The organism is Halobacillus litoralis (assembly GCF_009856355.1).
Classification (GTDB): Bacteria; Bacillota; Bacilli; order Bacillales; family Halobacillaceae; genus Halobacillus; species Halobacillus litoralis_B.
Map to the genome: position 1 here is coordinate 682,687 of NZ_WMEW01000001.1, position 11,979 is coordinate 694,665.

Below are 11,979 nucleotides of genomic sequence, written 5' to 3' on the forward strand. Positions count from 1 at the left end.
GGCAGGTGACCCTATGAATTACCGTACATTTATCTCGCAAAACCGCCAGGACTGGGAGCGGTTGGAGAATCTCATCCATACTCTACAGCAGAATAAGAAAAAATGGACAGCCCGGCAGGTGGAAGATTTCCAGCGTACATACCAGAAGGTTACCCAGCATCTGGCCTTCAGCCAGACGTACTTTCCCGAAGAAGAGAGCACCGATTACTTGAATGCGCTGACATCAAAAGCCCACAATACCCTGTATCAGGAGCAGACCTCCAACTGGAAACAGGTGAAGCATCTGTTCGGCCACACCTTCATCAACCTTCTCCGTGAGCAGTGGGCGTTTGTCATCATCAGCATGGGCCTGTTTCTTCTTGGGGGAACGGCTGCATTTCTAGCCGTCTACCAGGATCCAATGAGCCTGTACACCATACTCCCCGACAACATCGCTCAAAACGTAGACCCGTCCCAGATCGGCAGGGATGGCGGAGTGAATTCACCGGTGATGTCCGCTGAAATCCTGACCAATAATATACAGGTGGCCTTTCTTGCGTTTGCCGGTGGGATAACCTTTGGGCTGCTTACCGTCTATGTCCTAATTTTTAACGGCATCATCGTCGGCGCGCTGGCCGCTCTTTTCTTCACCTATGGAAAGTCCTATGATTTCTGGGCCTATATCGTCCCCCACGGCATCATCGAACTGACAGCTATCTTCATTGCCGGTGGAGCCGGACTTCTGATGGGCTTTAAATTATGGGTACCCGGATCCCGGACCCGTGCCTATCAATTGAAAACAAATGCCTACCGCTCCGTCCTGCTGTTAATCGGGACGCTGCCCTTGTTTATCATCGCCGGGATCATCGAAGGATATATCACACCTTCCGCTCTGTCCCTTGAAGCCAAATATGCTTTTGCCGGACTGACAGTAATCGGACTGCTCATTTATATTCTCCTTGGAAGCCGGCCGTTTAAAGCAGCCCGCGGTTCATAATATCAATGTAGTAGGAAACCGAGGCGGATGCGAGAGCCTCTTCCGGAGCTTCAACCATAGGAAGCCCACGGCTCTCCCAGCGTCTCATCTCCTCTTTTTTATCCATCAACTGCTTCTGTGCCATACTTTTCACCATGGTTGAAGTGACATCCTCCGGGCTGCGGCTCGCAGCCTCATCCACTGCCCTGTCCCGGATCCCCACCATAAGAAATAAATGGGAACGTCGCAGCCTCATCAAGTAATGGAGCGCTGTTTCTTCATATAGAAAAGTGGTGACATCACTGAACAAAAGGAACAGGCTGCGCTTATTTTGAACGGACTGTAAATATTGGAAAACGGAGGCGTAGTTCGACTCATAACCTTCCACTTCTAAATGGTAGACTTCCTTTAGAATGGTCTGCATATGGGCCATCCCTTTTCCGGGAGGCACATAAACATGAACATGTTTTGAAAAAGCAGCCAGAGAAACATAGTCTCCTCGTTTCAACGCCGCTGTCGTAACCGTAAGAGCCGCTTCCAGGGCTTTTTCGAGCCGGTTATGGTCTTCAAGCTCCACCCCCATCATTCTTCCGCAGTCAATGAGAATCGTCACATACTTTCCGTGCTCCGGCTCATATTCATTCATCATGAGCTCCTGCTGTTTCGCTGTCTGACGCCAGTTGATCTTCCGAATGTCATCTCCTGTAACGTACGACCGGATCTGACTGAACTCTCCAGAACCGACCCGGTCTTTCCTGATGCGGGTTCCTTCATAAAGAAGAAAACGCTGGGCATCCTTCAGAAAATCCCGGCTGCCGCTTAAGTCCGGAATAACACGCACCTTCATTTCCTGATCACTACGCCCCTGCCTTGCCCAAAGTCCGATGGATGAACGCCAGCGATAGGAAGTGGACGGAATTCTATAATCTCCACGCTGTCCGGCTGTAAAGGAAAACACAAGGTCGCTTCCTCCCCTGCCGTTGATCCACCCTTTAAGCGGAAAAGGCTTGGAGAACGATGAAGGAAAATGATCGATGACTTCTATGAACATCGGGCGGTCCGAGTTGTTTTCAACAGAAAAAGCAGCTTCATTCTTTAAACCACGCTCGATTTCCTCATCCATTGAACGACGGAGGTGAATTTGTTTTTTGGCTGGCATCAGCGTCAAATCCAGAAGGCTGAGCAGAAAAACGACAGCATTCAAGGAAAGGAGATACGGCGGGGAAACCCCCAGCGCCGCCAGTCCCGTCACTAAAACCAACAGCACGGCGGCAATATAAAGGAGCCTCCGCGTCGGTACGATCCCTCTATCGCGGAACAGGAACAGATCCCACCAGCTCCTGAATGATCTGGTCATAGGTGGCTCCCTCCAATTCCATATGAGGCGCCAGTAAAACCCGGTGCCTCAGTGCAGGTACGGCTACTTTCTTCACATCGTCCGGTGTCACATAATCCCGCGAGCCTAAATAGGCCCAGGCTTTTGACGCACGAGCCATTGCTATAGCTGCCCGGGTACTCGCCCCGTGCCTGATCGTATCGGTCTCTCTTGTTTTCCTCACCATCTGGGTGATGTACTCATAGACGTCATCCGTTACCGTAATCCCTTGAATCTCCCCGCTGACCTTCTCGAAGATATCCATCGACAGAACAGGAGCGTCGGCAGCCCCATCTCCTCTTCCACTGACTGTATCCTTTATGACACTCACCTCTTCTTCGAGAGCAGGAAAATCGATCGCCAATTTAAACATAAAACGGTCCTGCTGGGCTTCCGGAAGCGGGTAAGTGCCTTCAAACTCTACCGGGTTCTGTGTCGCTACGACGAAAAACGGAGCAGGAAGCGGATATGTATCGCCCTGTATGGTCAACTGTTTTTCCTCCATCGCCTCAAGCAGTGCCGCCTGTGTTTTTGCGGGCGTACGATTGATTTCATCCGCCAGCAGAATATTTGTGAACACCGGACCCTTGAGCGTTTCAAACAGGCCGGACTTCATGTTGTAAATCATACTTCCGGTAATATCACTCGGAAGCAGGTCCGGTGTGAACTGGATGCGTTTAAAGTCACCGCCAAGCAGTTCAGCAAGCGTCCGGACCATTTTTGTCTTCCCTGTTCCCGGTACACCTTCCAAAAGGACATGCCCACCGGAAAATATGGCTGCCAGCATCAGCCGGAGGTTTTCCGACTGCCCGATGACTTTTCTTTCGTAGGAATCGATCAATTGTTGGATCTGCTCATTCATCTGTCCTGCACCTCTTTCCTCATCTCTTCAAGTACACCTGACCATTCCAGGTAGGATTTTTTATCGACATGGCTTTGATGTTCCAGCGGTTCAATCCGACGGGACATCGTCGTCCACCTTTCCATTACATCCGCATCAACCCGCCCGTCCAGGCTCTCTCTCGTTTCTTCCCAAGATAAGTGGACCGGGACCCCGTAGCGCTCCTGCAGCAGCTGGCGGACATAGGATTCCTGAATCTCCAGTGACTCCCGGTAAAACGCCCCTTTTTTATACCAGCTTGCAACGGCCTGCAGGCGTTCATCCCCAAACCGGACAACAGCTTCCCGAGGTGTGAAATAGGGACCGAAACGCTTTCCTTTCCACCACAGCGACAGGATTGTTAAAACAGCCATCTGTATGGTAAAAAACAAGATCCAGGAAGGGTAAACCCCTGCTTTATCAGCGAACCCGGCCCGAGTATGTATATATTCATCAAACCAAAGACCGCCACTGCTGTCCGCTGTATCCATAAGTTTGGAGACAAGTGTGAAATGATCCTTATCCAATATCTGGTCATTGGTCAGCCACGAGGGCGTTAAGCTGACGATCAGTCTTCCTTCGCCGTACGACCGTTCAACGGCAATCGCCCCCAATTCATCCTTCAGCAGCACCTGATCTGCTTCTTCGGTACGGAGCCTGTAGGAAGTCCGGACCTCGGCATCATACTGATTTCCGTCGGCATCTGTGATGCGCGAGGAGCCCTGACGGGATTCTGGATACTCCACACCCACATCAAAATAGCCGGCCGGATGCTGTTTCATCAGCCAGATGGTATGGCCTGCCTCCATCCACTCTCTGTACCGCTGCATTTCCTCCCCGCTCACCGTCTTCAAAGGCTCTGCCATTAAGAGCGTCCGGGAGGTGCTGGATCCTGGAAGCTGCCCAGGAGCTGCGGTCCAGCGTGCGGCCCCCTGCCCCTGCTCTTCCAACAGCGTGTAGAACCCTCTCAATCCGTTTAGTGCCGGAGATTCGGACGTGTATGGAGGATAGACTTCCGGTTCTTCTTTTGAGCTCCAGTAAATGACTACGGCCAACAGAAGGAGAACCGCTCCAATCCCCAGCCATGCTTTCCTTTGGTTCATCCGGCCTCCCCCTCTCTTCCTCTCTCCACATACCGTGACGCATCCGAACGGAAGCTATAGTAGCCGCTTTCATTGAGCAGACGCTCCCCGTAGGTCATCTGGTCATACATCAAGGCCAGACGGCGGAACGCTTCCACATCATCCGCTCCGGTATGAGCCCTCAATTCCTTTTCATAATCCCCATTGGTTTTCCATGACTGCACATCTACAAACCCTTGATCATCCAAATGGAGCAGAAGACCGAGAAAGACCTGGCGTGCCGCAGCTGTCCATTGCTGCTGTGCCGCCCGATCATCTGCCTGCTTCCAGTGACTTTCAAGCGAAAGCGGCCCTTCTTCACCAGGAAGAAACGGTCGGTTTCTATGGGCCTGCTTTTCGCCTGAAAGTTTGCTGAACAGCCGGAAAGCCAAAAACACGAGAATGCCGAGGCCGATGGCTCCAAAGAAATACAACACTCCATCCACCGTGGAACCTGTAATTTCCGCCCCGGGAAAAAAGGTTTCCAGTAAGTCTCTGACCCATTGGGAAAGCAGCTCACCTATCCGGCTTCCCGCACGCTCCGGCTGTTCGTCGTACGCCTTATAATCCTGCCTGCTCAAAATCTCTTTCAAACGATCCTTTTCCTGCTGTATTGCGCTCATACTGCCCATCACCTTCAGCCCTTCGCAGATTACGAGTTTTTATAGGAAGCAATCATATCTTTCAAGTCCTCACCCTCATTCCGGGTCTTCAAGTCATACAAAAGGACCGTGTAACCAACCATAAGGAACAATGTTCCAAGGAGTGAAGACAAGTCAGTTAATAATTTACCGGCGACACTTCCTCCAAGGAGAATGATAGAGACCGCATCGAATATAGAAGTTAACAGGAATATAATGATACCGAAGACAACAAATACGCCGAGCGTTGCCCAGAACCTTCCTTTTGTTAATTTCCAGCTCTCTGTAAATCCAGGTGCTGCCTTTTTATAAACAACAGACCCGAAGAACATACTCAGTCTTGTTCCAAAAAAAGCGAGAAGCGCGATACTACCGAGGGCGAGGAGAATGATCGGAAACAATCCAGCTCCGTCTCCGGCCGCAAGGGTTAAACCGATCCCGCCAAATCCAATCACAATGAAAATGATCAAAAAGACGCCAAAGACGATGACCCCGAGCAGCAAAGAACTTCCGATCAACGGCCAAAACCTTGAAAAGGCCCCCTTTACTGCTGTTTTTTTCGTCCAGCTTTCTCCTTTGATGACTTTACCGGCTGCAATGATGACGGCCGCCTGAGCCATCGTGTAGAGCACAAGGTTCAGGATGGTGTTCAATGCCAGATACACCATTTCCATTCCAAGTCCCAGATTGTCAGCAACCGAGGCTTGTACATTCCCTGCACTATCCAGGTTGTTCATCAGCTGTTCCCCAAATCCTCCCCCGGATGTTTCCCGGAAAAGGTCAATACCACTTACAATCATGAACAAGTAGTCGACTATGTAAATCGGACCGATTAAAAACAGCAGCATTAGAAATAATGAAGGAAAATGTTTCTTCGATATGCTGAACGATGTATCAAGAATTTCCCCGAATGATTTAGGTTTCAGTTGTTTCTGATCCATAACCTTCCTCCTCTATAAAATATTTACTACTAGTTTAACACGGTGGAAGGCTCATTTTGACAAAAAAAGACAATGATTTCATGATTGTGTTATAGGAGTGAAACGAAAGGAGGGAAAGGATGGGCGATGTCCAGCTTCACCATTACCAACACGTATGGCCGGAACGATTTGCTGCAGAAAAGACGAAAATACGAAGATGTCTGGGAAAGGACTATCCTGTCGAGCACATTGGAAGCACCGCTGTTCCCGGCATGAAAGCAAAGCCTGTGGTAGACCTGATGCTCGGTCTCCCCCACCTGGATATTGACCGATTTCTCATCGACGCCCTGCAAAAAGCAGACTATACGTATGTGCCAAAGGATGAATGGAAGGAGCGGTACTTTTTCCGGAAAGGAGAACCTGGGAACGGAACCTGCCACCTTCACATCGTCGCGTATGAAGGCGGCGAATGGCGGGATAAGCTTGCCTTTCGCGACTATCTCAAAAAACACCCTGGAAAGGCTGCCGACTATCAAAAACTAAAAAGCCGTCTCGCCGTAAAATACAGAAAGAATCGATCCCGCTATACCGCGTCGAAGGAACCGTTCATTCAGCATATCCTCCATCTCGCTGCAAAAGAAAGCTGACACCCGCGTGGGTGCCAGCTTTCTTTTAGGACAACTTCTGAAGATATTGAGTGACCGTTTCGATCCCTTTGGTAAAGTTATCAAGATGGAAGTGTTCATTCGGTGCATGTAGATTCTCTGTCGGAAGTCCGAAGCCCATCAACACAACAGGAGCTTCAAGAACGCGTCCAAACACTTCTACAATAGGAATGGACCCGCCTTCCTTCGGAAACAGCGGACGGATCTGGTAGACATCCTCATAAGCTTCTGCCGCCGCCTGAATAAAGGCGTTTTGAGAATCCATCGCAACAGGATCCGCTTGAATGAACTTCTCCAGATGAACTTTCGCCCCGACAGGCTTATACTGCTCCACATGGCGCTTAACCGCGTCATAAACGGCCCGTGGATCCTGATCACCGACCAGGCGGCAGCTGATTTTGGCGGACGCTTCTTTTGGAACAATCGTCTTCAGTCCTTCGCCCTGGAAACCACCTGTAATGCCGTTGATTTCGAGAGTCGGACGAATCCCTGTTCTTTCTTTGAAAGAAAACCCGACTTCGCCGTAAAGATCCTCAATCTCCAGTTCCCGTTTCGTTTCTTCTTCGTCAAAAGGGACTTCAGCGACTTCCCGGCGAAGTTCTTCCGCTGGTTCCGGCACCCCTTCATAAAAGCCGTCCACAGCGATTCTTCCTTGATCATCATGAAAAGAATCCAAGAGAGAAACGAGCGAATGGACCGCATTCGGCACTCCGCCGCCATATGTACCAGAATGAAGGTCAGAGTTCGCAGTCCGCACCGTCATTTGCAGCGCAAGCGCCCCGCGCAGGGATGTGCAGATCGCCGGCTGATCTTTTCCACTGAAGGAAGTGTCACTGATTACGACAGAGTCACAGGATAAACGCTCCTGATTTCCCTCGATGAAAGGACCGAGGTGGGGACTGGCCACTTCCTCCTCTCCTTCAATGATAAACTTCAAGTTCACAGGCAGCTTTCCATACTCTCTCATGAAAAGCTCGGCCGCTTTGATATGAATGAACAACTGTCCCTTGTCATCGGTGGCACCGCGCGCATAGATCTTTCCGTCCCGGATCACCGGCTCAAAAGGAGGGGTATCCCAGAGGTCAACAGGGTCTTCAGGCTGGACATCATAGTGGCCGTAGACAAGGACGGTCGGTTTATCAGGGGCGTGGAGCCAGTCCGCATAAACCAGTGGATGGCCTTCTGTTTCAATAACTTCCACATGCTCCATGCCAGCTTTTTCCAACGCTCCGGCCGTCCACTCCGCTGCCCGGCGCACCTCTCCTTTATATTCAGAAAGCGATGAGATGCTCGGTATACGCAAATACTGCTTGAGTTCTTCAATAAATTGGTCCTTATGTTTTTCCACAGCTTGTTTCACTTCACTGCCTCCCCTTTTTCAAATCTTATCACCATTATACATGACACGGCTGTCGATCTCTTTGAACACCTCTCTACACCCCCGGAAAAAAACGGACGGTACATTCATATCGAATGTACCGTCCTGCAGCGGATGATGGCGCCACTTATATAAGAGAAATAATGAAGCTGATTACTACGATTAAACCGATAATCATCAAGATTGTACGAATCATGCGATCACCTCAGTATTTATTGGATTTTCTTTTACTATTCCCTATTTCCAGCATTTTTGAAACAACAAATAAAAAAAGCTGCCGGGCTTTCACCCGGCAGCCTGAGAACGGCAGGGCCGTTCCTCTTTCCATAGACTTACATAACTTCACGATCCCAGAAACGGTGTGCGGAAACCGCTTCGCTGAATTGTTTGGCGAACTGATCTGCACTGTCACCGGTGATGACGCCGCTTTGACCGTCCATATCGTTCTGCTGCACATATTCTACACCTTCGTGGGTCGCTCCGATCGGTTTGAAGTGCATGAACGCCTCAGACAGGAAGTTCCCGGCCTGTTTGGCAAACGTTTGGTCAGCTTCAGCGCCGCCGACGGCATAAATCGCATCATAAAGAACAGAATCTACTGTAAGGAACGTATGATCCACTTTCAGTTCTGATTGGTCGTCCCCTTTCAGCATACCTTGACGGTTACTGATGATGTTTGTCATGATCCCTTGAGACTCCAGATGTTCAAGTGTCTGCCTAACGTCCTGACCGTTAAACCCGTCAGCAAGAATGACACCGACCGTTCTCGTCGCCGGGGAATGAACGGTATTCGCCTGGCTGAGCGCCGGAGAAGATTTGGTAACGTTCGATCCACCTGATTCCGGAGGGGTTACACCGATGTTCTCAGCAAAGGACTGGGCAAGCTCAAGGCTGACGTTGGAGAACATCTCGACGATTTTCTCACGTACATCTTCACTCTGCACTTTCCCAAGTTCAAAGCTGAACGCATTAATAATGTGATTCTTCTCATGATCACTCATGCTGTTCCAGAAAAGGGTTGCCTGGGAGAAGTGGTCTTTGAAGCTTTCACTGCGTGCACGGACTTTATGGCCGTCCACTTTTTCCTGGTAATGTTCAAAGCCGCCTTCTGCCTTGCTCGCCGGTGTTGGTGTATTACCAGCCAGCCCATTTTTATGGTAAGCCACAGGACCTTTATTGATCGTCTGACGTCCATACCCATCACGCTGATTGTTAAAGAACGGGCATACCGGACGGTTGATCGGAAGCTCATGGAAGTTTGGACCTCCGAGACGGATCAACTGTGTATCTGTATAGGAATGCAGACGTCCCTGCAGCAGCGGATCGTTCGTAAAGTCGATCCCTGGTACCAGATGGCCCGGGTGGAAGGCTACCTGCTCGTTCTCCGCAAACACGTTATCCACATTGCGGTTCATCGTCAGTTTACCGACGATTTCAACAGGAACATCTTCTTCCGGCCACAGCTTCGTCGGATCCAGAAGATCAAAATCAAATTTATGTTCATCTTCTTCCGCTATCACTTGAATACCAAGTTCATATTCCGGATAGTCGCCGTTTTCAATCGAATTCCAAAGATCCCCGCGGTGGAAGTCCGGATCTTTACCATTGATTTTCTGGGCTTCGTCCCAAACAAGGGAGTGCGTGCCAAGGACAGGTTTCCAGTGGAACTTCACAAAGTGTGCAACGCCTTCTTTGTTAACCAGGCGGAAGGTATGTACACCGAAACCTTCCATCATACGCAGACTTCGCGGAATAGCACGATCGGACATTGTCCACATCACCATGTGCGCGGACTCCTGGTTATGGGCAACAAAGTCCCAGAACGTATCATGGGCGGAAGCCCCCTGCGGCATGCCATTATGTGGTTCCGGTTTAACAGCGTGAATTAAATCAGGGAATTTGATTGCATCCTGAATGAAGAAAACGGGGATGTTGTTTCCAACAAGGTCAAAGTTTCCTTCCTGTGTATAAAATTTCGTTGCAAACCCGCGGGCATCACGCACGGTTTCGGCAGAGCCCTTAGACCCTTGAACCGTAGAGAAACGTGTAAAGGTCGGGGTCGTCTTCGATGTATCTGTCAAAAAGTCAGCACTCGTATATTTTTCGAGAGATTTATATAATTGAAATTCTCCATGAGCAGAAAATCCTCTGGCGTGCACAATACGCTCAGGAATTCGTTCATGGTCAAAGTGAGTCATTTTTTCGCGAAAATGAAAATCCTCCATCAGCGTCGGGCCGCGTTCACCAGCCTTGAGGGAGAATTCATCCTCAGATACTTTCACTCCCTGGTTGGTGGTCATATGTTTTCCAGAATCATCTACCCTGTACTCGTCCAGCTGCTCATCCTTTTTTGTACGCTTATCGCTCATTGTGCTCCTCCTCTGATAACGTTTAGAATGGTGAGTAAAAAATAACCATTACAATCTAAACGTACCCGGGGGGTCGACAAGTTAAACAAGATCCTCACTATTTTTAGAAAACAAAAACAACGAAACCACTACCTATAAAAAAAAGGCGGACATCGCTGTCCACCCTCTGTCTATTCGTTTCACTTATGGCAGCTGAGTCGTACCCATGAGGTAACGATCACATTCACGGGCCGCTTCACGACCTTCATTGATCGCCCACACAATCAGACTCTGTCCGCGGCGCATATCTCCTGCCGCAAACACACCATCTACATTAGTCGTATATTTGCCGTACTGGGCAGCGACATTGGAGCGCACCGTCGTTTCTATGCCCAGCTTCTCAATTAGATCCTGTTCCGGTCCGCTGAAACCGATCGCAAGCAGGACAAGGTCCGCCTGCCATACTTTTTCCGTTCCAGGAATTTCTGTACGTACTTTGTTCCCTTTTTCATCATAGGAAAGCGCGACATCAATGGTATGCACTTCCTTGATGCGGTTGTTCTCATCACCGACGAACTTTTTCGTCATGACTGCATAGGCTTTCGGGTCTTTTCCGAATTCAGCTTCTGCTTCTTTCTGTCCATATTCGACACGGTGGATAATCGGATACTGCGGCCACGGGTTTGTTTCATTATCGCGGACACTGCTCTTCTTATCATAGATATCGAATTGAGTCAGGCTCTTACATTCATGACGCATAGAGGTAGCCATACAGTCTGTCCCTGTATCTCCCCCACCGATCACGATGACATTTTTATCCTTGGCACTGATGTAATTGCCGTCTTCATGATCCGAATCCAAAAGACTCTTCGTGTTGGAATGAAGGAAGTCCATGGCATAGTGAACCCCTTTCAGGTTCCTGCCGTTTACGTCGATGTTCCTCGGTGTGGTTGCACCGCCACAAAGAATGACAGAATCATATTCTTCATTCAGGCGGGACACAGGGTAGTTACGACCCACCTCTGTGTTTGTGAGGAATTGAATGCCTTCCTGCTTCAAAATGTCGACACGGCGTTCCACAACCGAATATGGAAGCTTCATCTCTGGAATTCCGTAGGTCAGCAGTCCACCTACACGGTCATTGCGCTCATATACCGTCACCCAGTGCCCGGCTTTGTTCAGCTGCGCAGCCGCAGCCAGGCCGGCCGGACCGGAACCGACAACCGCAACCTTTTTCCCGGTACGGTAGGCCGGCGGCTGAGGCGTCACCCAGCCTTCGGCGAATCCTTTTTCAATGATTGAACGCTCCACGCTCCGGATGGCTACCGGCGGTTCATTAATGCCGAGTACACAGGCACCTTCGCACGGAGCCGGGCAGGCAAATCCGGTGAATTCCGGGAAGTTGTTCATTTCATGCTCCTTCTCAAGAGCTTCCTTCCATTTCCCACGGTATACAAGGTCATTCCACTCTGGAATTAAGTGATACACAGGGCATCCGGTTGTGATGCCGTTGATCTCCATGCCGGAGTGACACGTCGGGACGCCGCAGTCCATGCAGCGGGCCCCCTGCTTTTGTACTTCCTCATCTGAAAGGGGAAGGGTGTAATCTTCCCAGTCTTTTGTTCGAACTTCAGGATCACGCTCAGGTATGGCCTGGCGCGTATATTCCATAAATCCAGTTGGTTTTCCCATCAGG

10 protein-coding genes are annotated in these 11,979 nt (G+C 49.9%); 2 read left to right on the forward strand and 8 right to left on the reverse strand.

The window, feature by feature from the left end; all coding sequences use genetic code 11:
- The first annotated feature begins 13 nt into the window (after positions 1-13).
- Entirely contained in the window at positions 14-976 is a 963-nt protein-coding gene (locus tag GLV97_RS03165; protein WP_160888974.1) for a stage II sporulation protein M, read from the forward strand.
- Here GLV97_RS03165 and GLV97_RS03170 read toward each other — a convergent pair.
- From GLV97_RS03170 to GLV97_RS03190, 5 genes are read right to left on the reverse strand one after another with little or no spacing between them, the layout of a single operon-like run.
- Positions 954-2,312 (reverse strand): DUF58 domain-containing protein, encoded by a 1,359-nt coding sequence (locus GLV97_RS03170; protein ID WP_160888975.1) that lies wholly within the window; start codon positions 2,310-2,312, stop codon positions 954-956. The two genes, GLV97_RS03165 and GLV97_RS03170, sit on opposite strands and share 23 nt — an antisense overlap.
- Positions 2,263-3,192 carry an AAA family ATPase gene (locus GLV97_RS03175; protein ID WP_160888976.1) on the reverse strand — a complete coding sequence of 310 codons (930 nt, stop codon included), beginning with the start codon at positions 3,190-3,192 and terminating at the stop codon, positions 2,263-2,265. Before GLV97_RS03175 ends, GLV97_RS03170 begins: the two co-directional genes overlap by 50 nt.
- Entirely contained in the window at positions 3,189-4,313 is a 1,125-nt protein-coding gene (locus GLV97_RS03180; RefSeq protein ID WP_160888977.1) for a DUF4350 domain-containing protein, read from the reverse strand. The genes GLV97_RS03175 and GLV97_RS03180 overlap by 4 nt, the downstream gene beginning before the upstream one ends.
- Positions 4,310-4,954: a DUF4129 domain-containing protein gene (locus GLV97_RS03185; RefSeq protein WP_160888978.1), complete on the reverse strand. Its 645-nt coding sequence runs from the start codon at positions 4,952-4,954 to the stop codon at positions 4,310-4,312. The genes GLV97_RS03180 and GLV97_RS03185 overlap by 4 nt, the downstream gene beginning before the upstream one ends.
- Positions 4,955-4,983: 29 nt before the next feature.
- Positions 4,984-5,913, reverse strand: coding sequence for a hypothetical protein (locus GLV97_RS03190; RefSeq protein WP_160888979.1), 930 nt, complete (start codon positions 5,911-5,913; stop codon positions 4,984-4,986).
- Positions 5,914-6,032: 119 nt separating this feature from the next.
- Between GLV97_RS03190 and GLV97_RS03195 the strand changes: the two genes are divergently transcribed.
- Positions 6,033-6,539 carry a GrpB family protein gene (locus tag GLV97_RS03195; RefSeq protein WP_160888980.1) on the forward strand — a complete coding sequence of 169 codons (507 nt, stop codon included), beginning with the start codon at positions 6,033-6,035 and terminating at the stop codon, positions 6,537-6,539.
- Positions 6,540-6,564: 25 nt separating this feature from the next.
- Here GLV97_RS03195 and GLV97_RS03200 read toward each other — a convergent pair whose 3' ends face one another.
- The 3 genes from GLV97_RS03200 to GLV97_RS03210 all read right to left on the reverse strand — a co-directional run bounded on the left by GLV97_RS03200 (position 6,565) and on the right by GLV97_RS03210 (position 11,975).
- The gene (locus GLV97_RS03200) at positions 6,565-7,917 is read right to left on the reverse strand and encodes a dipeptidase (protein ID WP_160888981.1); all 1,353 of its coding nucleotides are present in this window, start codon (positions 7,915-7,917) and stop codon (positions 6,565-6,567) included.
- 350 nt (positions 7,918-8,267) lie between these two features.
- Positions 8,268-10,304, reverse strand: a complete 2,037-nt coding sequence (locus GLV97_RS03205; protein WP_160837264.1) for a catalase — start codon at positions 10,302-10,304, stop codon at positions 8,268-8,270.
- Positions 10,305-10,487: 183 nt separating this feature from the next.
- Entirely contained in the window at positions 10,488-11,975 is a 1,488-nt protein-coding gene (locus GLV97_RS03210; protein ID WP_160837266.1) for a glutamate synthase subunit beta, read from the reverse strand.
- Between the last annotated feature and the right edge of the window lie 4 nt (positions 11,976-11,979).